Raw genomic sequence first — 26,507 nt, 5'->3', positions numbered from 1 at the left:
CTCCTTGTATTCTTATGTAAAATGTTATTATTGTTTTCTATTTATAAAAGACGTTGAATATGCAGCACCAGATAGACCCGTTCGCTGCGGTAGAGATCAATTCCCGTCTTCTGGGCAATGATTTGGTAAATATCACTTCCGACCTGATAGGCTTGAGGGTAGGTCATCTGAATCTGACTTTCCATTTCCAGCAGGGAAACATTGTCATCACGGCTTCTGTCCAGATAGTCCAAAAAGTAGTTCAGGTGAATCATAAAACGGTCATAAAAGTTGCTGTTTTCTGCACTTCTTTTAATGCCATTTTTCTTCAGCTCTGCTTCAACTGCAGCCAGAATATCTTTTCGCTTGCCCAAGTGACTTTGCCCCTCGGGATTGGTCTCCCCTTCGGCATTGATAAAGTGATAGGCAATGCGATTGACCTCGTCGCTAGGGAAATGATCCAACAACCGCTCACGGTATATCGCTACTGCTTCCTGAGCAATCTGATAAGGAATCGGGTATTTGTCCGAAGCATCCGGCAGATCACTCTCCTTGTAGCGCCCCTGCTGCACAGCCTGATAAGAGCAGTAAATGTGATCCGTCAGCGTGACATAGATATACTCCTGGACAGGATAATCATACTTCTTAGAAAGGGTGTCAATCACATCATAGGTCACTGTGATAAAGTCCAGTGGAACATCTTTGAGCAAGGCCACAAAGTTTTCTTTAGACTCTTCCGTTCTTAGGCGAAAGATTTTCTCAATCTTACTTTCCAGAACGATATCACCCTTCTTTTTATTAAAAGCTATGCCACTGCCAATCAGAACAACCTCTTCACCATTTTCATGTTTGGCTAGAGCAACATTGTTGTTCATAGGATGTATGATTCGATACATATCTCCTCCTCTTCATTTTCTAGGGTTCTGGCAAAACAAAAAGACCACAAACAAACCGAGGCTATATCTTCCCTCAATTTATTTGTGGTCACGCCTAATCCAACTTAGTAACGCTCACCCTATTCAATTTCTGATTTCATTATAGCATATCAGTCTCAGAATGTAAACCCTTACTTTATTTATTTTTTAACAAATTTTAGGCTCTTTCTTTCCAAGAGGTAGCTGTTTTTTGAAGAACCTTGTTGAGCTCATCAATATTTTCAAATCCTGTTGTACGGAGCCACTTGCGAGCTGCTTCTTCACCTTGCTCAATGTAGTCTTTGACGCTGCCAGCCCAAGTCGCCCGTCCGCAAAGAACGCCGTTGAAGTTAGCACCTGACTCATGAGCAAACACAAGTGTTTCTTGGAAAAGTTTCGCAGATACACCCGCACTCAAGTAGATGTATGGCAGGTTAGTCGCCTCATCCTGTTCCTTGAAGAAAGCTGCAGCTTGTTCTTTAGTATGCACCACTTCACCGTCACCAAAACCTTCAACATATTTAACATTGACTGGAACTTCCACTTTCAAGACATCAATATTGAAACGTGGATCTGAGAAGACCTTCATGGCACCGATAACCTTGTGAGGTTTCACTTTTGCGTACTCAGCGCTGGAAGCATCCGCAATCTTTTCATCGTAAGCCAAGATTTCAAGGAAGAAAGGAATGTCTTCAGCCACACACTCAGAACCCACACGCTCGATATAAGCCTGCTTTTGCTGGTTGAGTTCTTCTGAGCTGTCTACGTCATAGTAAAGGAGGAATTTAACCGCATCCGCACCTTGTTCTTTGATGCGTTTTGCAGACCAAACATCCAGACAGTCTGGCAGGCGCTTGGTGCTAGAAGTATCGTAGCCTGTCTTTTCATAGGCCAATAGCAAGCCAGCATTCTTGTCCAAAGCCTTAGTAGCAGGCAGTCCATACTCAGGATCCAGCAACATAGATGAAGCATAAGGAGTTAACTCTTCTGCGACCAAAACTTTCAGTTCTTCCATTTGAGCTACTGTTGGTTCTGCTTCCTGGTGTTGAGCCATGAGGCGTTTCAAAGCACCGCGTTGGTCAAATGCCAAGGCAGAAATGATGCCATTCTCATCAGAGAGTTTTTCCATGTACTTGCGTTTTTGTTCTGTTAATACCATTCTTTATACCTCTTTTACTGTGATTTGATTGTATAGGCCGTCGTAGTTTTCAACATTGACATGGCCGGTCATTTTTTCTTGGGCATTGAGCATGCCAAGAACATTCGCTTTTTTGAGCAGAGAGACATCATCTTCTCGATGGCTCAAGGCTGACGAAATCCCTGCAACAGTTGAGTCGCCAGAACCAACTGGATTGACCACTTGGATTTTAGGAATATCCACTTTATAGAAAGTGTCCCAGTGTTTGGCAAAAGCGCCATCTGCACCGAGTGATACGATGATCCACTCGATTCCTTCAAATAGCGGTTCTGAAAGGACAGCTTTTAACTCATCCAAATCTTTTGAAACCTCGCGATCCAATAACTGAGAAAGTTCCTCGTTATTTGGTTTGATGGCAGTTGGTTTCACATCTGATTTGAGCACAGCTTCCAGAGCAGCTCCAGAGCAATCCAGCACCACCTTATTACCAGCTTGATTAGCAATTTCAATCAGCTGGATATAGTATTCTGTCGGCAGGCCCGCTGGCAGACTGCCCGAGATACTGACAACATCTGCCTCAGACATCAAAGACCGGAAGTGCTCTTGAAAATTCCTTGCCTCATCTGCTGTAATAGTCGGACCGGCTTCCAGGATTTCTGTTTGCTTACCTTCGTGTAAGATAGCAATGCAATTCCTCGTATCTCCCGAAATGTTATAAAATAATGGCTGCACATCTTGATGAAGATTCTGCAAGAGAAATTCACCATTTGTCCCACCAATCAGTCCCGTCGCAGCGACATTGTCTCCAATTTCCGCCAAGACCCTGGTTACGTTAAGGCCCTTGCCACCCGCTGTCTTACTGACTTCCGCAACACGATTAACAGTATCTATTTTCAATTCTTCTAAGGGATAGGAAATATCGATAGAAGGATTCATGGTCACTGTAAGAATCATCTAGCTACCTCTCTAATCGTGGTACTCTCCACGATCCCATTTTTCAAGAAATTCTGTAAAGAAGTTGGCATCTGTTTGATGAGCATTGTGAGTCTCAACATGCTCAATCTTAGCAATTAATTTTTTATTTTCTTCAGTCGGCTTGTACTCCGCATGGATGAAAGCTTCAATGATATCACACATGAGGAGCTCACCAGTGATTTTTCCGCCAAAACCGATAACATTGGCGTTGAGTTCTTCCTTAGCATAGAGAGCTGAAGTCATGTCACGTACCAAAGCTGAACGAACACCAGGAACTTTATTTACAGCGTTGTTGATACCGACACCTGTACCACAGATACAAACACCAAGATCAGCTTGTCCACTAACGACTGCCTCCCCTACTTTTTTACCAAAGATTGGGTAGTGAGTACGAGTATGGTCATAAGTACCAAAATCAAGAACTTCATAACCTTTTGATTTTAGAAAATCTGAGACTGCCATTTTTTCATTGGTAACGATATGGTCACATCCAATTGCAATTTTCATTTGATTTCTCCTTTTCTTAGCACATCTTGTTGAGCATGTCGACCCGGATTTGGTGGCGGCCGCCGTCATATTTCCCATTGACAAAGCCTTTGGCAATATTCTTAGCCAGACCTTCACCAACGATTTCCGCTCCCATCGTAATCATGCGAGAGTTGTTATGGCCACGAGTCATATAGGCAGAGCGTTCATCTGAGACTTCTGCCGCAACCATGCCTTTGATTTTGGTCGCTACCATGAATGGACCAGCTCCATAAGCATCGATAACAATACCAAGATTTTCCTCTTGCTTATTCACCTCAGCTGCAACTGCAAGGGTCACATCAACAAAATCCTGACCTTCTTTCGTCACATCCACCACTTCAAAGTTTTCTCCGACGAGAAAATCCTTGACCACATCTTTCAGCTTGCTTCCAGCAGCATCTGTTCCAATAATAATTGCCATGAGCATTCTCCTTTGTTTGATTTTTTGCACAGAATATTGTTTATAAAAAACACTTTCTGTTTCCTATAAGCATACTATACTCCTTTAAAAGTTATTTGTCAACAGATTTTTGTTTGTTTTAATCAAAATATTTTTCAAGATGATTAAAATAAACAAAAAAGCCCTAAAAAGAGCTTTCTGATAATTTTTTCATCCATTTAAAATAAACTAGGAAATAATCTTGGTATAAACCTCCAGTTCTTCCTGAGCATTTTCAGACATCTGGTCTGTGATAACAGCTGTAATATCAGCCAAAGGACAGATAGAAGTGAAGTCTTCCTTGCCAATCTTAGAAGAATCAATCAGTAGGTAGGTCTCTGTCGAGCGCTCCAAAGCTAGCTTCTGAGTATAGGCCTCTTCAAAAGAAGAGGTCATAATCTGCCCGTTTTTGATACCATTGCCACTGAAAAACATCTTAGTAAAGTACATCTTATCCATGATGGCATTGGTCATCTCGCCGACAAAGGCTTGAGTCGCTTCCCGCATCTCCCCACCAAGTAGAAATACTTTGAAGGTATCCGACTTCTTCTTCAAAAGATCGTGGAAAATCGGCAGACAGTTGGTAATCACGCGCAGATGCTGATTGCTGATTTCCTCAGCCAGCACTTCCACAGAAGTCCCCGGTCCAAGAAAAATAGTATCGCCATCTTCAATCAGCTCCACAGCCTTCTTGGCCACAGTCCGCTTGGCCTCGATATTCTGATAAAGCTTCTCTTCATGAGGGATTTCTCTATACTTGAGATGCTGATTACTTTTAGCCCCACCGTGAACACGAGTCAGCAGCCCTTTACTTTCCAGCTCAATCAAGTCCCGCCGAACCGTCATGTCTGAGACCTGCATACTCTCTACAATCTCAGCAACCGTTACTGTCCCAGCTCGATCAACCAGTTTAACTATTTCGTCCTGTCTCTGATTTTTACCCATATTTTAGCCCCTCTACACATTGGTTTTGTTTATTATAACTCATTTTTCTGTTTTTTTCCATATTTTTTGTTTGTTTTAAACAAAATTGAGGGTTTGCGATATGGTATAGGACATAAAAAAGCACCTTGCAATGATTTGCAAGATGCTTTCTCCAGCTGATAGAACGATATACTTCACTATATGCCAAACTGTATCACTATAAAGAAATTTTAATACCTATTGATTTACATTTTTAAAGGTTACTTTTGCCTCTGGATCAATGCTAGTCACGATATTTGTATAATAGTGTTCTGCCGATTCCGTAATGAGATTTTTATACTTCTTGATGTAGTCTTCCTGTTCTTCCTTGCTAAGATTTTTAGCAACATGCTCTCCAGTATCAATATTTTCTGTTGAACCGCTCAGCAGCTGTCCACTCATATCATAGAGTTTGTATCGATCTTTGGGATTATCCGAGACCTCTACACCTATAACTTCATATTTAGGTATAGTTAGCTCGTACTCATGTTCAGCAATTTTCTTAATCTTAATTCCTTCTTTAATTCCAAATTTAGCCGTATAATTAAGAATGATGATTGCTTTCTTAACAGAGAGTGGAATACTGATATTGGTACCAGGAATCTTCTTATCTTTCTCAATCGTTTCAACCTTTTGAATCCCTACATCCAAAAAGACACTTTCGTTGACTTTCTCCAAGCGAGTGATTTGCGTATAGATTTGGCTTCGCTCATCTGAAGCGTTTTTACCTTGGAAAAACCCAATGATATTATAAGTTTTCGCAACAACAAAAAAGATAGCAAGAACGGCTACCACAATCCAAACGTAAATCTTAGCCCCCAAAACTTTTTTTATGAAATCCTTAACTATTTTCATTATACTACTTCCTCCGAATCAAAAATGCTGTTCCAAGGCTAATAATAGCTAGAAAAGCTGCTAAATAAGGATTCAGCGGAAAGAGAATGACAATTAAAAGCAACAACAAAACAAGTGATGCAATTTTTACTATTTTCATAATATAACTCCTAAAACTTTTTCAATAAAAATTATATAAATATATATACCTTTTGTCAAGCGGTTTCAAAGAGAATATTTACATCAAAAATCCCCCAGCAGCCTCTTGCTGGGGGATTGTCATTAGATCAAAGATTGTTAGCCAATCAAACTTCCATTGGGGACTTTTTCGTCTACGGTAAGGAGAGTCAGTTGGTCACCATGCTCAGCTGATAGAATCATACCCTGGCTGATGCGGCCCATCATTTTACGTGGTTTGAGGTTGGCTACGATTTGGACTTTCTTACCGACCAACTCTTGCTCGTTTGGATAGTATTTAGCAATACCAGAGAGGATTTGGCGGTCTTCACCGTCTCCTGCATCCAAGCGGAACTGGAGGAGCTTATCGGAACCTTCAACTTTAGAAACCTCTTTGACTTCTGCGACACGAATTTCTACCTTATCAAAGTCGTCAAACTTGATTTCCTTGCGGTTAAGTTTGAGCTCGACTTCTTCTGGATTCCATTCTTTTTCAACCACAGGTTTGTTGCCTTCCATTTGTTCTTTGATATAGGCAATTTCTTCTTCCATATCCAGACGAGGGAAGATTGGTGTCCCTTTCTCTACAACTGTCAGACCTGCTGGGAGCTGGTCAATTGCTAGATTTTCCAGAGAAGCAGCTTGAGGCAAGCCAAGTTGGCCGAGGACAGCCTGGCTCGTTTCCATCATGAAAGGCTCAATCATGTGGGCAACAACACGGAGGCTGGCTGCCAAGTGACTCATAACTGCTGCCAGTTCTTTGACCTTGGCTTCATCCTTAGCCAGAACCCAAGGTGCTGTTTCATCGATGTATTTATTGGTGCGGGAGATGAGCGTCCAGACTGCTTCCAGAGCACGTGGGTAGTCTACTGCATCCATGTGTTTGTAGTAGTCAGCGATGGATTCAGATGCCACCTGAGCCAGAGCTCCGTCAAAGTTTGTCACATTTTCTTCATAGGCTGGCACCTGACCGTCAAAGTACTTGTTAATCATAGAAACAGTACGGTTGAGCAAGTTTCCAAGGTCATTAGCTAACTCATAGTTGATACGACCTACATAGTCCTCAGGTGTGAATGTTCCATCAGATCCCACCGGAAGACTGCGCATGAGGTAATAACGCAGAGCATCCAAACCATAGCGCTCTACCAGCATTTCCGGATAGACCACATTGCCCTTAGACTTGGACATCTTGCCATCCTTCATGACAAACCAGCCGTGAGCAATCAAGCGGTCAGGCAGCTTAATATCCAGCATCATGAGCAGAATTGGCCAGTAGATAGAGTGGAAACGCAGAATGTCCTTGCCCACCATGTGGAAGACCGTTCCATTCCAGAATTTATCGTAGTTAGTATGATCATCCTGACCGTAGCCAAGTGCTGTCGCATAGTTGAGTAGGGCATCAATCCAGACATAAATAACGTGTTTAGGATTAGATGGTACCGGCACGCCCCAAGTAAAGGTTGTCCGAGATACCGCTAAATCTTCCAAACCTGGCTCGATGAAGTTACGCAACATTTCGTTAAGACGGCCATCAGGAGTGATAAAGTCAGGGTGAGATTTGAAAAATTCTACCAAGCGGTCTTGGTACTTGCTAAGGCGCAGGAAGTAAGACTCTTCTGATACCCACTCCACTTCATGTCCAGATGGCGCAATTCCTCCGGTTACCTTTCCATTTTCATCACGGAAGACTTCTGCCAGCTGGCTTTCAGTAAAGAATTCCTCATCAGATACAGAATACCAGCCTGAATATTCACCCAAGTAAATATCATCTTGGGCTAAGAGACGTTCAAAGACATCGGCTACAACCTTTTCATGGTAGTCATCGGTCGTCCGGATAAATTTATCGTAAGAAATATCCAGCAGTTTCCAGAGTTCCTTGACCCCAACCGCCATGCCATCGACATAAGCTTGAGGACTGATACCAGCTTCCTCAGCCTTAGCCTGAATCTTCTGTCCATGCTCGTCAAGACCAGTCAGATAGAAAACATCGTAGCCCATGAGACGCTTGTAGCGAGCCAAAACATCACAGGCAATAGTCGTATAGGCAGACCCGATATGGAGTTTGCCGCTCGGATAATAGATAGGGGTTGTAATATAAAAGTTCTTTTCAGACATGATTTCTCCTTAGGAGGCAAATGAGACCTCTTTTTATTCGGAAATTGCCATTTATCACGCAGATAAACCGCAAACTTCAACACTTTATTTTATCACCATTTGAAAAATAAAACAATGGATTGCCAACTTAGATGTATCTGCTCAGCGAGGGTGCAGAGGAATGTACCACTAAAAACAAAAATTAAATTGCAATATTTAGTGATTTATAATATAATAAGATAAATAAATTATTTAGGAGATTATTATGATTTATGCATATCTTGATTTTTGGCGGAGAGCTTTTGACTTCGCAGGCCGGTCTAATCGCCCAGATTATTGGTGGGCTATATTTGCCAATATGTTGATAGCTGTCTTATCTTTAATTTTCTTACTTATGGTTGGAGAGGAAGCAGCTCCTCTTCTATCACTAATTCAGATTTATGGTTTCCTTACTATCATTCCAAATCTATCTCTGTCCATACGCCGTCTGAGAGATGCTGGTTACCATTGGGCTTTTATCTTCGTGTCTTTTATTCCAGTTATTGGTAATTTCATTCTACTCTTCTTCCTCTGTCAACCCTCAGAATACTAAAAAATCAAGTTTCATCACTTTATAATGGTAGGACCAATCCAAACGGGTTGGTTTTTATCTTGCAATATTACATTAAATACCTAGTATTTTCTGAAAACTTGCAATCATAGGGCAAATATAGTACACTAAATAAAAAATAATAAAAGGAATTTTAATATGATTGATGCATATAAAAAGTTTTGGAAGGGATATGTTGACTTCACCGGTCGCTCAACTCGCCCAGATTTTTGGTGGCCCATTCTCTGCCATTTTTTAGTAATGATTCTAATACTTTGCATTGCTCTTGTGATTGAAACAGTTTTGAACTCTGAGACTGGAGGAGCCTTATCTAGCACCTTAGCAGGTCTAATGGTGGTCTATTTTATTGTAATTCTTCTTCCCTCTCTCGCTATTCAAGTCCGTCGCTTACGGGATGGTGGCTATCATTGGGCACTTATCTTATTGTACTTGGTCCCATTGGTGGGTCGTTTAATTCTGTTGGTGTTTTATTGCCAGCCTACTAAATATGAACCTGCTGTTAATAATTTCTATAACAATCAGAATTATCAAGAACAACAATTTGGCCAAAATTCTTATCAAAACCAGCAAAATTATCAAGGGCAGCAATTTGGTCAGAACTCCTATCAAAATCAGCCTAATCCTCAACAAAACTTTGCATCACCTGAAAACGAGCAAAGTCCATTTGAATAAAGCAAAAGCCATTCCAGAAGCGGAATGGCTTTATCTTTGCAAGATTTTCTCAATAGGTCACAACATTCAAGTTGCCACTTTCATACTCTGCGATGAAGATATTCGAAATATCGGTGTATCCGTCTTTAGCCAGTCTCTCCACCAGCCACTCTTCTGTTTTATCAATAGACTCCAGAATATCAATTTGGACAACACCATCTGTGATAAGGGGATATTTAGGATTCTCTTCACCAGCTTGTACAATAATCAGCTGGCCGTTTTGCTCTATAACCGCCCGTTTGACCTGCTTGAGCTGGAAAATACCTTGGCTGCGCAGCTTCAAAGCCACATCTGCTGCTGAAAGACCAACAGAACGGCAGGCTTCGGGACTCAGTTCTCCATGCTGAATCAACGTTGTCGGCTTGCCATCAATCAAATGCTTAACCGCACGGACATTGTTATTGAGCCATTTTAAAGTCAAGACCAGAATGGTCCATATGATAAGAATGACTGCATACTGAAGAATGTTAATGGAGCTATTATAAATCACCCCACCGATAATGCCACCAAGGACATAGTTTTGAATCTGATCGATTGCTGAATTGGGTGCCAGATTGCCTTTTCCGGTCACATTGATTACAAAAACCAGTGAGAAGAGTCCCAGTGCTAGCTTAATTAGGATTTCAAGAAAATTCAATGTCATTTTTCAACCTCCACTATTTCGATATCTGTTGTCTTATGCAAGTCAATTTTTTCAAGCAGATATTTATCCGGCTCACTACCGCTCATAGCCCGATAAAAGTTCTTTCCAACCTTCAAAATCGCTCCATCAGTTGCGGCTGAAGTATTGACATAGACCTCCGACTTATCCACGCCCAGGTCTTCTGAAATAACCTCAATGAAATGCAGAGAGGTTTGAAACTGGTTGTTAGAGTCTTGGTCAGTTTGAAAATTACTAATACCAATCAAGACCATAGCTACCAAGGCCAAAACAGAGATGATGGCTAGTTCCCGGAATTTTGAATCGCGCTTATTGCGATAGGCCTTAAAAGCAAAAAATCCTGTCACAAGCAACAGCAAGACAAAAAGCGCAACTGTCACCCAGTTTTGCTGGCTAATCTGACTCAAAACATAATCATAAGAATAGAATTTCATGGTTTCTTCCCTCTATTTTTCTAGGAACATTATAGAAAAATTTTCATTATTTTTCAAGATTCCTTACAATCACTTTGCTATAAATCATTCCTAAATTTTGTTATAATAAACTCAGTAAATTTTACTAGAAAAGGAAATTTTATGAAACTCATCTCTTGGAACATTGATTCTCTCAACGCTGCATTGACTAGTGATTCTGCCCGCGCTCAGCTTTCTCAAGCCGTCCTTCAAACCTTGCAAGCAGAAAATGCAGATATTATCGCCATTCAGGAAACAAAACTGTCTGCGTCTGGCCCGACAAAAAAACACTTGGAAATTTTGACAAATCTTTTCCCAGACTATGAAAACACTTGGCGCTCCTCCCAAGAGCCAGCCCGCAAGGGCTATGCAGGAACCATGTTCCTCTACAAAAAAGAACTGACGCCAACCGTAACCTTCCCTGAAATCGGCGCTCCGTCAACTATGGATGTTGAAGGCCGCATCATTACTCTGGAATTTGACGGTTTCTTTGTCACTCAGGTCTATACACCTAATGCTGGCGATGGACTCAAACGCTTGGATGACCGTCAAGTCTGGGATGCCAAATACGCTGAATACTTGGCAAGACTAGATGAACAAAAACCAGTCCTCGCTACTGGCGACTACAATGTGGCCCACAAGGAAATCGACTTGGCCAATCCAGCCAGCAACCGCCGTTCACCAGGCTTTACCGACGAAGAACGTGCTGGCTTCACCAACCTGCTGGCTAAAGGCTTTACCGATACCTTCCGCCACTTGCACGGCGATATTCCTAACCAATACACCTGGTGGGCGCAGCGCAGCAAGACTTCTAAAATCAACAACACAGGCTGGAGAATCGACTACTGGCTGACCAGCAACCGAGTAGCTGACAAGGTGACCAAGTCTGATATGATTGACTCCGGTGCGCGCCAAGATCACACACCCATTGTCATGGAGATTGAACTCTAAGGAGAAAACGAATGGACTATCAAGCTGTCATTCCTGAATTTGTAGTATCTGACATCGAAAAATCACGCCACTTCTACTGCGACTTGCTGGGATTCTCTGTCCAATACGAACGTCCAGAGGAGAAATTTCTCTTCCTCTCCCTTGAAGACTGCCAACTTATGCTAGAAGAAGGTAGCGCAGAAGAATTAGCCCAACTAACCTATCCTTTCGGGCGCGGTGTCAATATTTCCTTTGGCATTGAGGATGTCCCTCAGCTCCACCAAAAACTGCTAGAAGCTGACTATCCTATCCATCGTCCTCTGACAAAAAGAGAATTTCGAGTGGGAGATAGCTTTATTTATCCTCATGAATTTGCGATTTTGGATCCTGATGGTTATTTTTTAAGATTTAGTGAATAAGAAAAGGAGGCTGCTAGCCTCTTTTTCAGTAGGTAAACATGAATTGACAGACCTGTAAATCCAGTGGCAAAAACCTTTGCTAAATCCCATGAAATCAACATGTCAAAGAATTTTGATAGTCATTTTTTGTATAATTGAGTAGAATAAAATCAGAAAGCGAGGAAATCTTATGCAAGTCGGAAAACAAATCCAGCACTATCGTAAAGAGAAAAATTTATCTCAAGACGATTTAGCTGAAATAATCTTTGTCAGCCGTCAATCCATTTCCAACTGGGAACGCGGCGCAACCTATCCTGATATTCAAAATCTGCTCTTACTGAGCAAGGTCTTTGAAGTGTCATTGGACAAACTAGTCAAAGGAGATTTGGAAACCATGAAACAAATTATTCACGACCAAGAATTTATGCGCTATCAAAAAGATGGAGCGGTTTTTACCATTTTACTGATTGGCAGTCCTATAATAATGATTCCACTAATTCTTTATTTGGATTGGTTTGGTATCGCTATTAGTTGCTTGATTTTTGCTATCACAATGTTCTACGCCCTACGCATTGAAAAATTCAAGAAACAGCATAATCTTCGTACCTTTCGCCAGATTGTCGCCTATGATCAAGGACGCAGCCTGAGCGAGATTGAAGAAGCTGAGGAAAGGGGCAAGGCTCCTTACCAAAACATTATCCTTCCTGTTCTATTTAGCCTTGGAATTGGCGCTATTGCTCTGTTGTTTTCTTGGCTCTTACTTACTTTCTTCCCTATCAAGTAAAAGCGAAGTCATCAGACCTCGCTTTTTAAATGTCTTTAAAGTTATAGAGTTGCGGATAGTGATCGCACTCGGGATTTTTAGGATGGCAGATGGCACGTCCAAAGTAAATCATGGCCTGATGGGCTGGCAGCCAACGTTCCGGTGGAAGGACATCCATAACTCGCTTTTCTACTTCCAGTGGCGTTGCCGATTTTTTTACGATATCATGGTGCTTGCAGATGCGCTCCACATGGGTATCAACAGCAAAGGCTGGAATACCAAATCCCACACTCATGACTACATTGGCCGTCTTGCGACCAACTCCCGCTAAACTCTCCAATTCTGCCCGCGTTTGTGGTACTTGACCGTCAAAGTCGTCCAAAAGCTGCTGGGCACATTTCTTCAAAAACTTAGCCTTGTTTCGATAGAGACCCAGACGGGAGATGTATTTAGCAATATCTGCTTCACTAGCCGCAGCCATCTCCTGCGGACTTGAATAGGCTTCAAATAAAGCCGGCGTTGCCTTATTGACAGCAGCATCCGTCGTCTGAGCCGACAGCATGACCGCTACCAAAAGCTCAAAGTGATTGCGAAAATCCAGACTGGGCTTGGCGTCAGGGAAAAGAGCAATAATCTCTTCAATCACATGACGAGCCCGTTTTTTTGATAAAACCATGATTCTTCTTTCTAAGATTGAGATAGATTTATTATATCATGAAAGGAAGAAGCATCCAAAAAACATGATTGAGAAAGCAGCTGGTCTTAATATTTCACAAACCCAACTCTTCATACGCCTTTCGGTAGCCAATCTGCAAGATCTGGTTATCTCGAACCAGAAGCGGTCGTCTAATCAGCATGCCGTCTGTCGATAATAAATCTGCAGCTTCCTGAGCTGTCAAATGTGGCACCTGTTCTTTGAGTCCCAGTTCACGGTATTTGAGTCCGCTGGTATTGAAAAAGGCCTTGATCTCAAAGTCCGAGTTCTGAATCCAGTCTAGGAGCTGATCCCGGCTAGGTGTATTTTGGACAATATCCACCGCTTCAAAATCCACTCCTAATTGATTGAGCTCAGCCTTGGCCTTGCGGCAGGTAGAGCATTTTGGGTATTCGATAAATTGTAACATTGTTTTTCCTCCGTCCCTATGATAGCCCAGCTAGCTCCTTCTTGTCAAGCCGAGACTCATTAGAAAAAGCCGACAAGCGAAAGGCTTATCGGCAGGCACAGACGCATTCCATGAAGAAACACCTCTATTTTTTGTTATTTCTTAATCAAACGCACGCGCACAATATTGTCGCTATTCTCAAATTTATCAACCAGCTCCTGAATCTTGCTTTCATCCGATTCATCCAGATCCAGCAAAGTATAGGCATAATCCCCCTTGGAACGATTGATGATATTGTCAATATTGATATTCAAATCACTGACCGCTGTTGAAATTCGAGCCACAATATTCGGTACATTTTTGTTAATCAGGGTAATCCGATAAGGCGCTGAGAGAGCCTGACGGACATTAGGGAAATTCACTGAGTTGATAATCTCGCCTGTTTCCATGAAGCGTCGAATGGTTTTCCCAGCCATAATGGCACAGTTGAGCTCAGCTTCTTCGGTCGATCCGCCCAGATGCGGAAAGACTGTAATCTGCGGATGACGGAGCAGCTCTTCTACACCAAAGTCTGTGATATAGCGCTTGACTACACCAGCTTCTATGGCTTCAAAGAGGGCAGCATTATCCACCAGCTCGCCACGGGCAAAGTTGATGAGGGTTGTTCCCTTTTGCATAAGACCAAAAGCAGCCTGATCAAAAGTAGCGCGTGTATCCTCAGTCAGAGGGACGTGGATAGTGATATAATCACTCTTCTCAAAGATTTCCTTAATGTCTGCTACCCGTTTGACATGGCTAGAGATATTCCAAGCTGTTTCAATGGATACATAAGGGTCATAACCAAGGACATTCATTCCCAGACGATAGGCATCGTTAGCAATACGGCCACCGATTGCTCCTAACCCAATGACTCCCAAAGTCTTCTCTGCAATCTCTGTCCCAGCAAACTGCTTCTTACCAGCTTCCACTTGCTTGGGAACATCATCACCAGAAAGGCCATTAGCCCAACTGTTAGCTCCGATATAGTCACGGGCAGATAAGAGAATAGAAGCCAAGACAGCTTCTTTCACCGCATTGGCATTAGCTCCTGGCGTATTGAAAACCACAATTCCCTGAGCTGTTGCCTGGTCAACAGGAATATTATTGGTTCCTGCACCTGCCCGCGCAATAGCTTTGAGCTTGCTTGGAAATTCCTGTCCATGCAGGTTTTGACTACGCAGGATATAAGCATCTGGATTGTCAGACTTATCTCCGTCAATCTGAAAAGCATTGCCCAGCTCCTTAAGACCGATTTGATTGATATTGTTAAAGGTTTTGACACTAAAGACCATAATTTCCCTCTCTTAAGAATTTTCTTCTTCAAATTTCTGCATAAAGGCAATCAAGTCCTTGACACCTTGAAGCGGAAAAGCATTGTAGAGACTAGCTCTCATGCCGCCTACGCTGCGGTGCCCCTTGATATTCTTGAATCCCGCTGCTGTAGCCTCTTTGTTAAATTTGGCGTCCAGCTCTGTACTAGGAGACACAAAGGGAATATTGGCTACTGAGCGCTGCTCCTTGTAACGGACTGGACTGCGATAAAAGTCAGACTGCTCAATGAAGTCGTACAAAAGGCCAGATTTTTCACGATTGCGCTTTTCCATTTCTGCTACACCACCTAGTTCCTTGACCCACTCAAAGACCAGTTTGGCCATATAGATGGCGAAAGTCGGTGGTGTATTGTAGAGAGAGCCATTGTCCGCCTGAATGCGGTAATCCAACATGCTAGATAGAACTGGCTCATCATCCAGCAGGTCTTCTCGGATGATAACAACTGTCACGCCGGCAGGTCCGATATTCTTCTGAGCCCCAGCATAAATCAAACCAAAATCCTCTACTCGGTATTGAGCAGCCAGGATATTAGAAGACATGTCCGCCACAATCGGAACGCCATTAGTCGCAGGAAGGTCATAAATAGCCGTTCCTTCGATGGTATTATTGGTTGTCAGATGCACATAAGCCGCCTGCGGATCAATCTCCTTTTCATCAAAAGAAGGAATTTCCGTGTAATTTAAATCCTCTGATGAAGCCAAAAGAATGGGCTCAAAAGGAATGAACTTAGACAGCTTGACTGCTTCGGTGTATGCTTTCTTTCCCCAAGATCCAGCCACTAGGTAATAGGCCTTGCCGCCTTGGGCTAGATTAAGGGGAATCATACTAAACTGAGTAGAAGCTCCACCCTGCAGAAAGAGCACGCGGTAATTGTCCGGAATATCCATGAGCTCACGCAGCAAGCTCTCAGCTTCTTTGATAATATCGTCAAATTCCTTGGATCGGTGGGACAGCTCCATCACACTCATGCCACTTTGGGCATAGTCTAAAAACTCAGCCTGAGCTTTTTTCAAGACTTCCTTGGGCAATACTGCCGGTCCAGCAGAAAAATTGTAAATCGTCATATCCTACCTCCAAAATTTATTTTGTATATCATATCACAAAGTTTAGAAAATATCTATTTTATTTTAGAAATCTAGCACTTTTTTAGCCAATTCCCGAACATTGTTGAAATATAGATAAGCAAAACCAACTGTCTAATCCAGATAACAAAAAAATCCTGAGTTTAGGTCAGGATTAGATAGTCTTACAAAAAAGCTGAGTTACGCTTTTTCTAATTTTAAAAGAGACTACTGGTTGTATTGAGAAATTTATGAGCTTCTATCAATCCTTATTTTCATGATAAACCGCATAGAGCTCGCTCTTGTTCTTGCCGTATTTCTTGGCCACTTCCTTGATGGCCTGATTTTTTTTGCTGCCAGCTTCAACTAAAAGATCAATTTCAGCTAGGATCTGCTCTTGAGATATGTCTTGAAGAGCATCTTCTTCCGCCCCAGCTACAATCAAGAGACACTCTCCTTTAGGCGGATGTTCAGCTGTATAGGCTAACAGCTCTGAAATCAGTCCTCGCTGATACTCCTCGTGAATCTTAGTCAACTCACGCACCAAGACTACTTGGCGGTCACCATAAACTGCCAGCATGTTTTCCAGCGTAGCCCGAACCCGATGAGGGGATTCGTAGAAAATCTGGGCCTCAGGATAGGATTTTTTGCTAGTGAAAAATTCTTTCTGCTGGCCAGCTTTTCTAGGCAGAAATCCATAGAAAATATGCGGTTGGGGAGCCAGTCCGCTGGCAATCAAGGCTGTTATTCCAGCACTAGGACCAGGAATTGGCACTACAGTAATTCCAGCTTCTAGCGCTGCCTGAACCAAATCATGTCCAGGATCAGAAATACTGGGCAGACCAGCATCTGAAACCTGGGCTATATCATTTCCGCTTTGAAGCATGTCCAAGAGAACCGGGATTTTCTCCTTGGCATTGTGCTCGTGAAAACTGATCTGTTTGGTCTCAATCTCAAAATGCTTGAGCAGAAGGCCCGTATTTCTCGTATCTTCAGCCGCAATCCTGTCAACCTCTTTCAGGGTATTGACCATACGGATGCTCATATCATCCAGATTGCCGATAGGAGTCGCGACCAAATAGAGCTTGCCGTAGGCAGTTTCGCCCTTAAAACTTTTTTGAACCTGCATCGCTACTCCCTAAATAACAATTCATCGCAGAACATACACTCTGCGTCATTCTCCCGGCGCTGACCATAGAAATCCGTACAGACATGAAAGCCGTCATAATAAAGCTTACGCAGATTATCCCGGTTTTTCTTGGTCTTGGTCGGAGCTTCCTTCTCCACCTCTCCCAAGCGCTCCCTCAACTTGTCATTTTCCAGATGCAGAGCAATATTTTCCTCTACCACACTCTTGAGATTTTTCTTGACAGCCTCCACCTCAGCAAGGGTCACTAAAAGCGTCTGTGAAAAATCATCTAAGGCGTCAAATAAGTCTTTTTTATCCATTTTATACTCCTGTGCTGCCTCTTTTTACTTTCCCTTCAAAGTCATATATTCTAAAGCGTTTTGAAAAGATACATTGGCCCGCCACATCTTCCGAGCCAGCAAAAGCTGCTCCAAGGCCTGTCGACCGTTTTCTGTTGCTATCTCTTTATAAAATAACACTTCCAAGAGCTTGAAGACCTGTTCCTGCTTTTCCTTATCATCAGCCAGCTTTGCCAGACGCGAAACCTGCAGAAATGCCTGACTGGAGCGATTTTGAAAATCCTTGACAAAGCGCTCACATTCACTGACTAATTCAAAAAAGGCGTTATTATGAGCCAAGCTAGCCGCTTCTGACTGAGTCTGACTATAAGCAGCTAGTAGCTCTGCTCGACTTTTAATCAAGCCATCCTGCTCCAAACTGTGCTGCAGAGCAGCTGTATTTTTCAAGAAATGATAAACTTGAGTCCGACTCCGAATCGTTGGTAGAATTAACTGTTCATCAGCAGTCAGAAGAAAGATATAGATCTCACTCTGCGGTTCCTCAATGACTTTGAGTAAGGAATTGGCTGCATTGACATGCATCCGATCCGCATCGCAGATAATGAAAACCTGCCTACTGCCTTCTAAGCCACTTTGAGAGAAGTTTCGGACCAGCTCCCGAACTCGGTCAGTTTTGATAATGTTATTAACCGGTCGCACCACAGTTACATCAGAAAAATCTTCTTCAGCAATCAAACGGCAAGGACGACAGGACTGACAAGGCCAGACGCCTTGCTTATTCTTGCAAAAGAGACTTTGGGACAGGATTTGGGCCATTTCAAAACTGCCAAAAGCTCCGGTAAACAAGTAGGCATGGCTTAGCCGCCTCTGTTCCAGAATATGCTGAAACTGCTCAAATAAGCTGGGCTGGCTTTGCTGTAAATCTTTTATCTTCATAACGGATTCCCAAATCGTTCCTGAATGATGGCCAAACTATCAGCCACTACCTTATCTAGTGGTTGACTGGCATCCACCTTGACAAAGCGCTCAGGCTCCTTGTCAAGAATCGCCAAATAGCCCTGGCGAACCCGCTGGTGCAAGTCCAAACCTTCCATATCAAGCCGATTCACCTCTCGACTCTCGCTCCTAGCAATCCGCGCCAGCCCTTCTTCCACATCAATATCAAAATAGAGGGTCAAATCAGGCTTGAGTCCATCTGTTGCAAACTGATTGAGCCATTCAATATCTGCCACATCCAGACCCCGTCCGTAGCCCTGATAGGCCACTGAACTATCAATAAAACGGTCCATCAAGACAAGCTTTCCTTGCTCCAAAGCTGGCAAAACCCGCTCAGCCAAGTGCTGACGGCGGCTGGCAATGTACAGCAGAAGCTCAGTCTTAGCATCCATAGCTGTATGACTAGGTTCCAAAATCACTTCGCGAATGGCCTCCGCAATCTGGACGCCGCCCGGCTCCCGCGTCGTAATCAGGCCAGTGCCATAATTTTTCAAAAAAGGAAGCAAGGCTTCCAACACACTCGACTTTCCAGCCCCTTCTGGACCTTCCAGCGAAATCAAAATACCATTTTTCATCTTTACTTTTAATCTCTAACTTCTAATTTCTTAATCTTTATAAGAAAATGCAGATGAGACTTGCTCTAAAACTTGATATAAGCTACTTTTCAGAGTCCGTCCACATTACTGAGCAGCCTGATAAGAGCCGATTCCGTCAACTCATTATTTTCATCCCACTCTTTTTTATCTATTGTTTATTTTACCAAAAAAAAAGCTAAAAGCCCATCATAAGAAAAAACTTTAAATATTTTTTCAAAGTGTTTCATAAAGGCTAGATTTTTGGTAAAATATATTCAGAATAACTTTCTGGAAATAGATTTAGGAGGATGTTATGTTTAAATTAAAAAACGTACTGGCCATCATTTTTGGGGCTGGAATTTTTTCTTTTGGGATTCATTATTTGGTCATTCCTTTTCATTTATATGAAGGTGGTGCGACGGGTCTGACCTTGATTGCCTACTATCTGTTCAAAATCCCTGTCTCGACGACCAACCTGATTATTAACATTCCTCTCTTTATTATTGCTTGGAAGCTACTGGGCTCGCGAACCCTCTATCTCAGCATTCTAGGGACCTTCTCCGTGTCTGCTTGGCTCAAGATTTTTGAAATCCTACCTGCCTCCAAACACTTGCAAAACTATTTTCTCTCAGCTCTGGACGGGGACGTTTTACTAGCCTGTCTTGGAACAGGGATTGTTTTAGGGATTGGACTAGGCATCATCTTCAATGCTGGTGGAACGACGGGCGGTACTGACATTGTAGCCCGCATCTTTAATAAATACACGAGCATTTCCATGGGCAAACTCATGCTGACAGTTGACTTTGTAGTCATTACCTTGGTTCTCCTTGTTTTCAAAGACCTACGCATGGTGTCTTATACCCTAATGTTTGTCTTTATCACCTCGCGCGTCATTGACCTGATTGCAGAAGGAGGCTTTGCCGGCAAGGGATTCCTTATCGTTACCAGCAAACCGGCAGAACTTGCTGAAGCTATCAATAACAAGCTAGATCGTGGAGTGACCTTCCTCAAGGGCCAAGGCTTCTATAGCAAGCAGGATCTCCAGATTGTCTACTGTGTTGTTTCCCGTAATGAAATGCAGCAAATGAAGAAACTCATTAACCAAGTCGATCCATTTGCCTTTACTACTATTACCGAAGCCCATGAGATTTTGGGTGAAGGCTTCACTTTAGATGCCAACAAACAACCTATTGTACGTTAAAAACCTCATCCAATGATGAGGCTTTTTTATCGCTTATAAAGCTTTCGCTGAAGTATGTGTAATCTCAGCCAGCTCAATCGCATGCTCGTCAAATTTTTTCTTGAGAAGGGCCGTATCTATATTACCAGCTAATTGTACTTCAATGACAACTTTGCCATCCTTGCGCGGGATATTGACGGTATTGGATATGTTGAGATTTTCTTCCACCAGAAGACGGATAATCTGCTCAAGAACCCCCACCTTATTCTCAGTGACAAAGCGCAGACGGACTCCCTCTTCACCGTAGCCAGAAACTTCTAAGAAGGCCTTGAAAATATCGCGATCTGTGATAACTCCGTAAATCTGCTCATTGTCCACGACAGGCAGGATGCCAATCTTATTTTTCAGCATCAGATAGGTCGCATCTTCCAGACTGGCAAACTGAGAAATCGTGACCACATCACGAATCATAACATCACCAACCTTGGTTTTGTTGAGAAGATAGTTCATCTCATAAATGGACAGGCTTGTTGCCTTAGATGGACTAGCTTCTGCAATCGTTCCTTCTGTCACCAGTCCCACTAATTGGTCATTCTCAATCACCGGCAGACGGTGGAGTTTCTGCTCACGCATCATATCTGCCGCATGAGCAATCGTTGTATTTGGGCTGATATAAACCACCTTACGCGTCATAAAATCTTTAACTGCCATAAAAGTTCCCTCTACTTCCTATCCATAATTCTTATACTTATTATACTTTATTTTGAAGCTGATTTCAAACGCTTCCAAGGCCTTTGCCTAAGTTTTCAAAATTTAGAAAAATCCCGCGATTGGAAAAATTGAAGATGGACAATGGCTAGATATACTATTTTAAGCATCTAAGAGAAGAAAAAAGGTCCAATGGACCTTTTCTAACTGTTAAGTTAATATCGTAACTTTCTATCAACAACCTAAAAATGTCTCCCAGACATTTTAAAGAAAACTCGCTCTCGCGAGTTCCCATCTGCAACCTGAAACAATCCCCCGGGCATCTTGACGAAAACCTTGTTTTCTTTATCTGCAACTTAAAAAGGTCCATTGGACCTTTTTAACCACCTAGATATGCTTTGCGGACTTCGTCAGAAGCGAGGAGCTCTTGGCCTGTTCCAGACAGAACAATTTTACCTGTTTCAAGGACATAACCACGGTCAGCGATAGAGAGAGCCTTATTTGCATTTTGCTCAATCAAAAGAACTGTTGTACCTTGCCGCTGGATATCTTGGATAATATCGAAGATTTCCTGGATAAAGATTGGCGCCAAGCCCATAGAAGGCTCATCCAAGAGCAACAGCTTAGGCGTAGACATCAGAGCCCGTCCCATAGCCAGCATCTGCTGCTCACCACCTGAAAGGGTAGCAGCATCTTGGTTTTTACGCTCTTCCAAGCGTGGGAAACGAGAGAAGACTTTTTTGAGATTGGCTTGATTTTCTTCGCGATTTGTTTTGAGAAAGGCGCCCATTTCCAAATTCTCCAAAACGGTCAAACCTGGAAAGACATGACGACCTTCTGGTACTTGCGAAAGTCCAGCTGCTACGATTTTTTGAGCAGGAACTTTTTGAATTTCATTGCCGACAAATTCAATTTTACCAGCACTTGGACGAACCAAGCCTGAAATAGTCCGGAGAATGGTCGTTTTCCCAGCGCCATTGGCACCAATCAGGGAAACGACTTCTCCTTCGTTTACTTCAAAGCTGACATCACGGACAGCCTGAATCATGCCATAATGGACAGAGAGATTCTCAACTTTAAGCATGGACATTAGGCTTCACCTCCTAGATATGCTTCAATAACGCGTTTGTCATTCTTGATTTCATCAGGTGTTCCGTGCGCAATCAAGCGGCCGTACTCCAGCACATAGATGCGCTCAGTGACTTCCATTACCAGACTCATATCATGCTCAATTAGCATGATGGTAATGTTAAATTCGTTTTTAATCCGTCGAATCAATGCAGTCAACTCTGCTGTCTCCTGAGGGTTCATTCCTGCAGCTGGCTCATCCAAGAAGAGGATCTTTGGCTCCGTTGCCAAGGCCCGAACAATCTCCAAGCGGCGCTGCTGACCATAAGCTAAGTTCTTAGCCAAGGTTTCTGCTTCCTTATCCAAGTCAAAAATTTTCAGCAACTCCAAAGCCTTAGCTTTGAATTCTTCTTCGTTTTTGTAGTAAGCTGGCAGGCGGAGGAAAGAAGCCAACACATGAGCCTTATGATGATTACCAAAGGCGATCAGAACATTATCCAAAACACTAAGGTCCTTAAAGAGCCGGATGTTCTGGAAGGTCCGCCCTAGCCCTAAAGAAGCAATCTTGTAAGGTACCTTACCATTGAGCAAATGACCATCTAGTGTCACTGTCCCTTCACTAGGCTCATAAACACCGGTTAGGAGGTTGAAAAGAGTCGTTTTTCCTGCACCATTAGGGCCAATCAGACCAACCAGCTCGCCCTCGTTGAGTTCCAAGGTCACATCGCTAACAGCAGTCAAGCCACCAAAGTTTTTAGTTAGATTTTTCACATCAAGAAGTGCCATTATTCTTTGACCTCCTTATTCTTTTTGAAGAGCTTAGACAAGCTCAGCTCCCAAGTTCCTAAGAGTCCGCCTGGACGGAAAATCATGACCAAGATTAAAGCCAAAGAATAGACAATCATCCGAATGCTGGATACATCCTGCAGCAACATATTGAGAACTCCCAATACCACTGCAGCTACAATGGTTCCAGTCATAGAGCCTAGGCCACCAAAAACGACAATAATCAAGATATTGATAGTGTTGGTAAATGAATAGTCCTTAGGAACGACTGATCCAACAAAGCCAGCTTGAAGAGAACCAGCAATAGAAGCCGTGATAGCTCCCAAGACAAAGGCTGTCACTTTGATTCTAGTAGTATTAACCCCAACAGACTCGGCAGCAATCTCATCCTCACGGACTGACAGAGTACTGCGGCCAATAGGACTGCGCAGGAAATTCAAGGTCAAAATAGTTGTGATAACAACAAAGACATAGACCATCTGCCAAGAGGTAAAGGGCGGAATGGATAGGATACCAGCTGCGCCATTCGTCAAAGTACCGCCATTAATAATCAGAATCCGGATAATCTCTGAGACACCAAGAGTCGCAATCGCGAGATAGTCTCCTTTAAGACGAAGCGTTGGCAAACCGACTGCCAAAGCCACAATACCAGCAATGATAGCTCCAGCCAACATAGCAATAAAGAAAGCTCCATAAGTTGGCGATTTAGAGCCAATAATGGCTACTGCGTAGGCACCGATTGCCATAAAACCAGCATGGCCAAGAGAGAATTGACCTGAGAATCCGACAATGAGATTGAGCCCGACCGCCAGAATAATATTAATCCCAATCTGTTCTAAGATTTGAATGTAAAAAGCATTAAGAACACCGGCACTAACCAATACTGTCATCAGCAAGTAGCCGATTAAGACAAGGCCAAGCCAGAAAATATTTACCTTTAAATTCTTTTTCATACCTTACACCTTCTCTTTCACATTTTTACCGAGGATACCAGCTGGACGGATCAGAAGAATGACAATCAAAATCGCATAGACAATGGCATCACGGAAATCAGATAGTCCAAGCGCTGTCGCAAAAGTTTCCAAAAGACCGATAACAAAGCCACCAAGCGCGGCACCAGGAATGATTCCAATACCACCGAGAACGGCTGCTACAAAGGATTTAATCCCTGGAGTCATTCCCATCAGAGGCTCCAATGAATTATAGTAAAGGGCAATTAGAACACCAGCAGCTCCTGCAAGAGCTGACCCCAAAGCAAAGGTGAAGCTGATTGTTCGATTGACATTGATTCCCATCAGCTGAGCAGCATCACTGTCTACGGACACAGCACGCATAGCCTTGCCCATCTTTGTCTTCTGCACGATGAACTGCAAAGCCACCATGAGGAAAATCGAAATTCCCAAAATCAGCAACTGAATATTTGAAATAGAAATCGGCCCTAAGTTAAAGCGTACTGTTTTAATAACCTGTGGGAAGGAACGAGTATTGGCACCGACAAAGAAAATCATGCCATACTCGAGGAGAAAGGAGACCCCAATGGCTGTAATCAAAGCCGCAATCCGAGTCGAATTACGCAGAGGACGATAGGCTAAAAACTCAATAACCACACCGAGAATCGCTGTCCCAATCATCGCTAAAATGAGAGAAAGGAAGAAATTAAACTTCAAGATATTAATCAAGTAATAACCCATAAAGGCACCAATCATATAGATATCGCCATGAGCAAAGTTAATCAGCTTAATAATCCCATAAACCATGGTATAACCCAAAGCCAGAAGCGCATAAACACTACCCAGGATTAGACCGTTGACTAATTGTTGGAGCATTAGACACCACTCTTTCTATAATAAAATAAGGAATGGGAGAAAAATCAGCAGACTAGGTCGTGATTTTATCATCCCACTCCCAAAATACGAATAATAGTTGATTGAGAAACGAAGAAGAATAGATTATAAAACAATACTCTTTCAAATCCGTAGATTTATAAAGAAAGAAATCATCTACTAACTTGCTCAAGCAACTAGAAATAGAAAACAAGTCAAAGACTGGGATAGCCCCAGCCTCATAACTCTTATTCCGCTTTAACTGTTTCTACAGTATCTACTTGACCGTCTTTCAAGCCAATCATCAGAGCTGTTTTCACTGGATTGTGGTCTTTATCAATAGTGATTGAACCAGTTACTCCATCGAAATCTTTAAGCTTAGCCAAGTTGTCTTTGATATCTACAGAAGTTTTAGCACCTTTGGCTGCTTCTGCTGCCATATAAACAGAGTCATATGCCAGAGCTGCAAACATAGAAGGCTCTTCTTTGTACTTAGCTTTGTATGCTTCAATAAACTTCTTAGCTTTTTCTGACATTTCACCAGAAGTTGTAAAGCCAGATACATAGTAAACATTTGTAGCTGCAGCTGGAGTTGCTTGCTCAACAAACTTAGCATCACCAAAGCCATCAGGACCAACGATTGTTTGGTCGATACCCAAACCACGCGCTTGATTGACAATTTTACCAGCTTCTGTATAGTAACCTGGAACAACCAGAGCGTCAAATTCTTTACCCTTAATCTTTGTCAAAGCAGCTTGGAAGTCTGTATCCTTGGATTGGAAAGTTTCTGTTGCTACAATCTCACCCTTGAATTCCTTCTTGAAGGCATCCGCCATTCCTTTAGCGTAGTCACTAGATTGGTCGTAGTAAAGAACGACTTTCTTAGCTTTCAAGTTATCAGTAACATACTTAGAAATGATTTTACCTTGGTAGCTATCAATGAAAGTTGCACGGTAAAGATAATCTTGCTTGTTGGTCAGATCATCCTGTGTCGCACTTGGTGTAATGATTGGTACACCTGCTTTAGCAGCATTTGCAGTAGCTGAAGCTGTAGCTCCAGAAGTCGCAGGGCCAATGATTGCATTTACCTTGCTTTGGGTAACCAAGCTAGTAGTGATGGTAGATGCTTCAGCTGTTTCTGATTTGTTATCCTTATCAGTAACTTCAATCTTCTTGCCATCCACACCGCCAGCAGCGTTGATTTCATCAACTGCCAACTGAGCACCATGTTGTTCAGCTGTACCGTAGGCTGCTACTTCACCTGATTCTTCAAAGTTAAAACCAAATTTAATCGTATCGCCAATTTCTGTACCAGTTGCTGTTGAGTTGTTATTGGATACTTCTCCACAAGCTGCGAGAAGGGCCGCACTAGCAAAAGCTACTAGGGATAGTGCAAATTTTTTCTTCATTAGGAAATCTCCTTAAGTGATTTGATTGATGATATAGTAAGAATATATCGAATTATCTGACAATTGTCAACCCTTTATAGAAATTTTATCAAATGATAACGTTTTCTTGCTCTCTATACAGGCTTCCAACAAAGTTTTGATCCAGTTCTTTTATGTGAGAAATCCGAACTTGCTTAACATAGCGCTCCTTGGGCAGATTCTCATGTAGGTTCTGGGCGTCCTCTTGATTGACATAGAGATGCAAATAACGATGCTTCTTAGAATGATAAATAATATCCCCAAAGTTTGCCAGCTTTTTGGCATCTCGATTATAGTAAAGATAGACAATCAAGCCCACTCTTTCTTCTCTTTCTATCATAAAACTCCTTTCCGGTTCATGTAGTTCTTAGTTGATTATAGCAAAGATAGGATAAAAAAACTAGCCCTGAAAAGC

At 42.5% G+C, this 26,507-nt stretch carries 32 protein-coding genes; 6 read left to right on the top strand and 26 right to left on the bottom strand.

What is annotated here, in order from left to right; genetic code table 11:
* Nucleotides 1–41 precede the first annotated feature (41 nt).
* The 9 genes from RWX26_RS01965 to metG all read right to left on the bottom strand — a co-directional run bounded on the left by RWX26_RS01965 (nucleotide 42) and on the right by metG (nucleotide 8,062).
* Nucleotides 42–875, bottom strand: coding sequence for a PRD domain-containing protein (locus RWX26_RS01965; protein WP_314578666.1), 834 nt, complete (start codon nucleotides 873–875; stop codon nucleotides 42–44).
* 196 nt (nucleotides 876–1,071) lie between these two features.
* Nucleotides 1,072–2,052 carry a tagatose-bisphosphate aldolase gene (lacD, locus tag RWX26_RS01960; RefSeq protein WP_002894728.1) on the bottom strand — a complete coding sequence of 327 codons (981 nt, stop codon included), beginning with the start codon at nucleotides 2,050–2,052 and terminating at the stop codon, nucleotides 1,072–1,074.
* Between the two features lie 3 nt (nucleotides 2,053–2,055).
* Nucleotides 2,056–2,985, bottom strand: coding sequence for a tagatose-6-phosphate kinase (locus tag RWX26_RS01955; RefSeq protein ID WP_314578664.1), 930 nt, complete (start codon nucleotides 2,983–2,985; stop codon nucleotides 2,056–2,058).
* Nucleotides 2,986–2,997: 12 nt separating this feature from the next.
* A complete protein-coding gene (gene lacB, locus RWX26_RS01950) occupies nucleotides 2,998–3,513 on the bottom strand; it encodes a galactose-6-phosphate isomerase subunit LacB (RefSeq protein WP_002894723.1) in 516 nt (171 codons plus the stop codon).
* Nucleotides 3,514–3,529: 16 nt separating this feature from the next.
* A complete protein-coding gene (gene lacA / locus RWX26_RS01945) occupies nucleotides 3,530–3,955 on the bottom strand; it encodes a galactose-6-phosphate isomerase subunit LacA (RefSeq protein ID WP_314578659.1) in 426 nt (141 codons plus the stop codon).
* 207 nt (nucleotides 3,956–4,162) lie between these two features.
* Entirely contained in the window at nucleotides 4,163–4,918 is a 756-nt protein-coding gene (locus RWX26_RS01940) for a DeoR/GlpR family DNA-binding transcription regulator (protein WP_314578657.1), read from the bottom strand.
* 216 nt (nucleotides 4,919–5,134) lie between these two features.
* Nucleotides 5,135–5,791 carry a DUF4230 domain-containing protein gene (locus RWX26_RS01935; protein WP_314578655.1) on the bottom strand — a complete coding sequence of 219 codons (657 nt, stop codon included), beginning with the start codon at nucleotides 5,789–5,791 and terminating at the stop codon, nucleotides 5,135–5,137.
* A gap of 4 nt (nucleotides 5,792–5,795) precedes the next feature.
* The gene (locus RWX26_RS01930; RefSeq protein ID WP_002903218.1) at nucleotides 5,796–5,930 is read right to left on the bottom strand and encodes a hypothetical protein; all 135 of its coding nucleotides are present in this window, start codon (nucleotides 5,928–5,930) and stop codon (nucleotides 5,796–5,798) included.
* 137 nt (nucleotides 5,931–6,067) lie between these two features.
* Entirely contained in the window at nucleotides 6,068–8,062 is a 1,995-nt protein-coding gene (metG, locus tag RWX26_RS01925; RefSeq protein ID WP_314578652.1) for a methionine--tRNA ligase, read from the bottom strand.
* A gap of 244 nt (nucleotides 8,063–8,306) precedes the next feature.
* Here metG and RWX26_RS01920 point away from each other — a divergent pair, with 244 nt between their 5' ends.
* A complete protein-coding gene (locus tag RWX26_RS01920) occupies nucleotides 8,307–8,633 on the top strand; it encodes a DUF805 domain-containing protein (RefSeq protein WP_314578649.1) in 327 nt (108 codons plus the stop codon).
* A 156-nt stretch (nucleotides 8,634–8,789) separates the two neighbouring features.
* Nucleotides 8,790–9,323, top strand: a complete 534-nt coding sequence (locus RWX26_RS01915) for a DUF805 domain-containing protein (RefSeq protein WP_314578647.1) — start codon at nucleotides 8,790–8,792, stop codon at nucleotides 9,321–9,323.
* A 49-nt stretch (nucleotides 9,324–9,372) separates the two neighbouring features.
* Here the strand turns inward: RWX26_RS01915 and RWX26_RS01910 are convergent, their stop codons facing one another.
* A complete protein-coding gene (locus RWX26_RS01910; RefSeq protein ID WP_314578646.1) occupies nucleotides 9,373–10,005 on the bottom strand; it encodes a DUF421 domain-containing protein in 633 nt (210 codons plus the stop codon).
* A complete protein-coding gene (locus RWX26_RS01905; protein WP_314578635.1) occupies nucleotides 10,002–10,457 on the bottom strand; it encodes a DUF3290 family protein in 456 nt (151 codons plus the stop codon). The genes RWX26_RS01910 and RWX26_RS01905 overlap by 4 nt, the downstream gene beginning before the upstream one ends.
* A 141-nt stretch (nucleotides 10,458–10,598) precedes the next feature.
* Here RWX26_RS01905 and RWX26_RS01900 point away from each other — a divergent pair, with 141 nt between their 5' ends.
* The 3 genes from RWX26_RS01900 to RWX26_RS01890 all read left to right on the top strand — a co-directional run bounded on the left by RWX26_RS01900 (nucleotide 10,599) and on the right by RWX26_RS01890 (nucleotide 12,587).
* Complete coding sequence (locus tag RWX26_RS01900; RefSeq protein ID WP_314578633.1) at nucleotides 10,599–11,426, top strand: exodeoxyribonuclease III; 828 nt, start codon at nucleotides 10,599–10,601, stop codon at nucleotides 11,424–11,426.
* Between the two features lie 11 nt (nucleotides 11,427–11,437).
* Entirely contained in the window at nucleotides 11,438–11,824 is a 387-nt protein-coding gene (locus RWX26_RS01895; protein WP_314578629.1) for a VOC family protein, read from the top strand.
* Nucleotides 11,825–11,993: 169 nt separating this feature from the next.
* Complete coding sequence (locus RWX26_RS01890; protein WP_011837300.1) at nucleotides 11,994–12,587, top strand: helix-turn-helix domain-containing protein; 594 nt, start codon at nucleotides 11,994–11,996, stop codon at nucleotides 12,585–12,587.
* Nucleotides 12,588–12,612: 25 nt separating this feature from the next.
* Here the strand turns inward: RWX26_RS01890 and nth are convergent, their stop codons facing one another.
* The 8 genes from nth to tmk form a co-directional block, all read right to left on the bottom strand.
* Nucleotides 12,613–13,242, bottom strand: a complete 630-nt coding sequence (gene nth, locus RWX26_RS01885; RefSeq protein ID WP_314578623.1) for an endonuclease III — start codon at nucleotides 13,240–13,242, stop codon at nucleotides 12,613–12,615.
* Between the two features lie 94 nt (nucleotides 13,243–13,336).
* Entirely contained in the window at nucleotides 13,337–13,690 is a 354-nt protein-coding gene (locus RWX26_RS01880; RefSeq protein WP_314578620.1) for an arsenate reductase family protein, read from the bottom strand.
* A 134-nt stretch (nucleotides 13,691–13,824) separates the two neighbouring features.
* A complete protein-coding gene (locus RWX26_RS01875; protein WP_314578618.1) occupies nucleotides 13,825–15,000 on the bottom strand; it encodes a 3-phosphoglycerate dehydrogenase family protein in 1,176 nt (391 codons plus the stop codon).
* A 12-nt stretch (nucleotides 15,001–15,012) separates the two neighbouring features.
* Complete coding sequence (gene serC, locus RWX26_RS01870) at nucleotides 15,013–16,104, bottom strand: 3-phosphoserine/phosphohydroxythreonine transaminase (RefSeq protein ID WP_314578616.1); 1,092 nt, start codon at nucleotides 16,102–16,104, stop codon at nucleotides 15,013–15,015.
* Nucleotides 16,105–16,363: 259 nt separating this feature from the next.
* Nucleotides 16,364–17,230: a 16S rRNA (cytidine(1402)-2'-O)-methyltransferase gene (gene rsmI / locus RWX26_RS01865; protein ID WP_314578613.1), complete on the bottom strand. Its 867-nt coding sequence runs from the start codon at nucleotides 17,228–17,230 to the stop codon at nucleotides 16,364–16,366.
* 2 nt (nucleotides 17,231–17,232) lie between these two features.
* The gene (yabA, locus tag RWX26_RS01860) at nucleotides 17,233–17,550 is read right to left on the bottom strand and encodes a DNA replication initiation control protein YabA (RefSeq protein ID WP_002894690.1); all 318 of its coding nucleotides are present in this window, start codon (nucleotides 17,548–17,550) and stop codon (nucleotides 17,233–17,235) included.
* A gap of 24 nt (nucleotides 17,551–17,574) precedes the next feature.
* A complete protein-coding gene (locus RWX26_RS01855; RefSeq protein ID WP_314578609.1) occupies nucleotides 17,575–18,465 on the bottom strand; it encodes a DNA polymerase III subunit delta' in 891 nt (296 codons plus the stop codon).
* Nucleotides 18,462–19,100: a dTMP kinase gene (tmk, locus tag RWX26_RS01850; protein ID WP_314578606.1), complete on the bottom strand. Its 639-nt coding sequence runs from the start codon at nucleotides 19,098–19,100 to the stop codon at nucleotides 18,462–18,464. The genes RWX26_RS01855 and tmk overlap by 4 nt, the downstream gene beginning before the upstream one ends.
* Before the next feature lie 313 nt (nucleotides 19,101–19,413).
* Between tmk and RWX26_RS01845 the strand changes: the two genes are divergently transcribed.
* Nucleotides 19,414–20,301, top strand: a complete 888-nt coding sequence (locus RWX26_RS01845; RefSeq protein WP_060976684.1) for a YitT family protein — start codon at nucleotides 19,414–19,416, stop codon at nucleotides 20,299–20,301.
* Nucleotides 20,302–20,334: 33 nt separating this feature from the next.
* Here RWX26_RS01845 and RWX26_RS01840 read toward each other — a convergent pair whose 3' ends face one another.
* The 7 genes from RWX26_RS01840 to RWX26_RS01810 all read right to left on the bottom strand — a co-directional run bounded on the left by RWX26_RS01840 (nucleotide 20,335) and on the right by RWX26_RS01810 (nucleotide 26,432).
* Entirely contained in the window at nucleotides 20,335–20,991 is a 657-nt protein-coding gene (locus RWX26_RS01840; protein WP_314578602.1) for a CBS domain-containing protein, read from the bottom strand.
* 376 nt (nucleotides 20,992–21,367) lie between these two features.
* Nucleotides 21,368–22,078 (bottom strand): ABC transporter ATP-binding protein, encoded by a 711-nt coding sequence (locus RWX26_RS01835; RefSeq protein WP_002894681.1) that lies wholly within the window; start codon nucleotides 22,076–22,078, stop codon nucleotides 21,368–21,370.
* A complete protein-coding gene (locus RWX26_RS01830) occupies nucleotides 22,078–22,842 on the bottom strand; it encodes an ABC transporter ATP-binding protein (protein ID WP_314578600.1) in 765 nt (254 codons plus the stop codon). The genes RWX26_RS01835 and RWX26_RS01830 overlap by 1 nt, the downstream gene beginning before the upstream one ends.
* Nucleotides 22,842–23,795: a branched-chain amino acid ABC transporter permease gene (locus RWX26_RS01825; RefSeq protein ID WP_002913099.1), complete on the bottom strand. Its 954-nt coding sequence runs from the start codon at nucleotides 23,793–23,795 to the stop codon at nucleotides 22,842–22,844. Before RWX26_RS01825 ends, RWX26_RS01830 begins: the two co-directional genes overlap by 1 nt.
* A gap of 3 nt (nucleotides 23,796–23,798) precedes the next feature.
* Entirely contained in the window at nucleotides 23,799–24,668 is an 870-nt protein-coding gene (locus RWX26_RS01820) for a branched-chain amino acid ABC transporter permease (protein WP_002897070.1), read from the bottom strand.
* A gap of 245 nt (nucleotides 24,669–24,913) precedes the next feature.
* Nucleotides 24,914–26,074 carry an ABC transporter substrate-binding protein gene (locus RWX26_RS01815; RefSeq protein WP_002894677.1) on the bottom strand — a complete coding sequence of 387 codons (1,161 nt, stop codon included), beginning with the start codon at nucleotides 26,072–26,074 and terminating at the stop codon, nucleotides 24,914–24,916.
* An 88-nt stretch (nucleotides 26,075–26,162) separates the two neighbouring features.
* Nucleotides 26,163–26,432 (bottom strand): YlbG family protein, encoded by a 270-nt coding sequence (locus RWX26_RS01810; RefSeq protein ID WP_009659102.1) that lies wholly within the window; start codon nucleotides 26,430–26,432, stop codon nucleotides 26,163–26,165.
* Between the last annotated feature and the right edge of the window lie 75 nt (nucleotides 26,433–26,507).

Origin of the sequence: uncultured Streptococcus sp., from assembly GCF_963536705.1 — a bacterium.
Taxonomy (GTDB): Bacteria; Bacillota; Bacilli; order Lactobacillales; family Streptococcaceae; genus Streptococcus.
The sequence above is the reverse complement of the archived record's forward strand: the minus strand, read 5'-3'. Positions and strand labels throughout refer to the sequence as shown.

Coding starts and splice junctions, on each gene's coding strand:
- RWX26_RS01965 (WP_314578666.1), bottom strand. CDS start 875: ATGTATCGAATCATACATCCTATGAACAACAATGTTGCTCTAGCCAAA.
- lacD (WP_002894728.1), bottom strand. CDS start 2,052: ATGGTATTAACAGAACAAAAACGCAAGTACATGGAAAAACTCTCTGAT.
- RWX26_RS01955 (WP_314578664.1), bottom strand. CDS start 2,985: ATGATTCTTACAGTGACCATGAATCCTTCTATCGATATTTCCTATCCC.
- lacB (WP_002894723.1), bottom strand. CDS start 3,513: ATGAAAATTGCAATTGGATGTGACCATATCGTTACCAATGAAAAAATG.
- lacA (WP_314578659.1), bottom strand. CDS start 3,955: ATGGCAATTATTATTGGAACAGATGCTGCTGGAAGCAAGCTGAAAGAT.
- RWX26_RS01940 (WP_314578657.1), bottom strand. CDS start 4,918: ATGGGTAAAAATCAGAGACAGGACGAAATAGTTAAACTGGTTGATCGA.
- RWX26_RS01935 (WP_314578655.1), bottom strand. CDS start 5,791: ATGAAAATAGTTAAGGATTTCATAAAAAAAGTTTTGGGGGCTAAGATT.
- RWX26_RS01930 (WP_002903218.1), bottom strand. CDS start 5,930: ATGAAAATAGTAAAAATTGCATCACTTGTTTTGTTGTTGCTTTTAATT.
- metG (WP_314578652.1), bottom strand. CDS start 8,062: ATGTCTGAAAAGAACTTTTATATTACAACCCCTATCTATTATCCGAGC.
- RWX26_RS01920 (WP_314578649.1), top strand. CDS start 8,307: ATGATTTATGCATATCTTGATTTTTGGCGGAGAGCTTTTGACTTCGCA.
- RWX26_RS01915 (WP_314578647.1), top strand. CDS start 8,790: ATGATTGATGCATATAAAAAGTTTTGGAAGGGATATGTTGACTTCACC.
- RWX26_RS01910 (WP_314578646.1), bottom strand. CDS start 10,005: ATGACATTGAATTTTCTTGAAATCCTAATTAAGCTAGCACTGGGACTC.
- RWX26_RS01905 (WP_314578635.1), bottom strand. CDS start 10,457: ATGAAATTCTATTCTTATGATTATGTTTTGAGTCAGATTAGCCAGCAA.
- RWX26_RS01900 (WP_314578633.1), top strand. CDS start 10,599: ATGAAACTCATCTCTTGGAACATTGATTCTCTCAACGCTGCATTGACT.
- RWX26_RS01895 (WP_314578629.1), top strand. CDS start 11,438: ATGGACTATCAAGCTGTCATTCCTGAATTTGTAGTATCTGACATCGAA.
- RWX26_RS01890 (WP_011837300.1), top strand. CDS start 11,994: ATGCAAGTCGGAAAACAAATCCAGCACTATCGTAAAGAGAAAAATTTA.
- nth (WP_314578623.1), bottom strand. CDS start 13,242: ATGGTTTTATCAAAAAAACGGGCTCGTCATGTGATTGAAGAGATTATT.
- RWX26_RS01880 (WP_314578620.1), bottom strand. CDS start 13,690: ATGTTACAATTTATCGAATACCCAAAATGCTCTACCTGCCGCAAGGCC.
- RWX26_RS01875 (WP_314578618.1), bottom strand. CDS start 15,000: ATGGTCTTTAGTGTCAAAACCTTTAACAATATCAATCAAATCGGTCTT.
- serC (WP_314578616.1), bottom strand. CDS start 16,104: ATGACGATTTACAATTTTTCTGCTGGACCGGCAGTATTGCCCAAGGAA.
- rsmI (WP_314578613.1), bottom strand. CDS start 17,230: ATGCAGGTTCAAAAAAGTTTTAAGGGCGAAACTGCCTACGGCAAGCTC.
- yabA (WP_002894690.1), bottom strand. CDS start 17,550: ATGGATAAAAAAGACTTATTTGACGCCTTAGATGATTTTTCACAGACG.
- RWX26_RS01855 (WP_314578609.1), bottom strand. CDS start 18,465: ATGAAGATAAAAGATTTACAGCAAAGCCAGCCCAGCTTATTTGAGCAG.
- tmk (WP_314578606.1), bottom strand. CDS start 19,100: ATGAAAAATGGTATTTTGATTTCGCTGGAAGGTCCAGAAGGGGCTGGA.
- RWX26_RS01845 (WP_060976684.1), top strand. CDS start 19,414: ATGTTTAAATTAAAAAACGTACTGGCCATCATTTTTGGGGCTGGAATT.
- RWX26_RS01840 (WP_314578602.1), bottom strand. CDS start 20,991: ATGGCAGTTAAAGATTTTATGACGCGTAAGGTGGTTTATATCAGCCCA.
- RWX26_RS01835 (WP_002894681.1), bottom strand. CDS start 22,078: ATGTCCATGCTTAAAGTTGAGAATCTCTCTGTCCATTATGGCATGATT.
- RWX26_RS01830 (WP_314578600.1), bottom strand. CDS start 22,842: ATGGCACTTCTTGATGTGAAAAATCTAACTAAAAACTTTGGTGGCTTG.
- RWX26_RS01825 (WP_002913099.1), bottom strand. CDS start 23,795: ATGAAAAAGAATTTAAAGGTAAATATTTTCTGGCTTGGCCTTGTCTTA.
- RWX26_RS01820 (WP_002897070.1), bottom strand. CDS start 24,668: ATGCTCCAACAATTAGTCAACGGTCTAATCCTGGGTAGTGTTTATGCG.
- RWX26_RS01815 (WP_002894677.1), bottom strand. CDS start 26,074: ATGAAGAAAAAATTTGCACTATCCCTAGTAGCTTTTGCTAGTGCGGCC.
- RWX26_RS01810 (WP_009659102.1), bottom strand. CDS start 26,432: ATGATAGAAAGAGAAGAAAGAGTGGGCTTGATTGTCTATCTTTACTAT.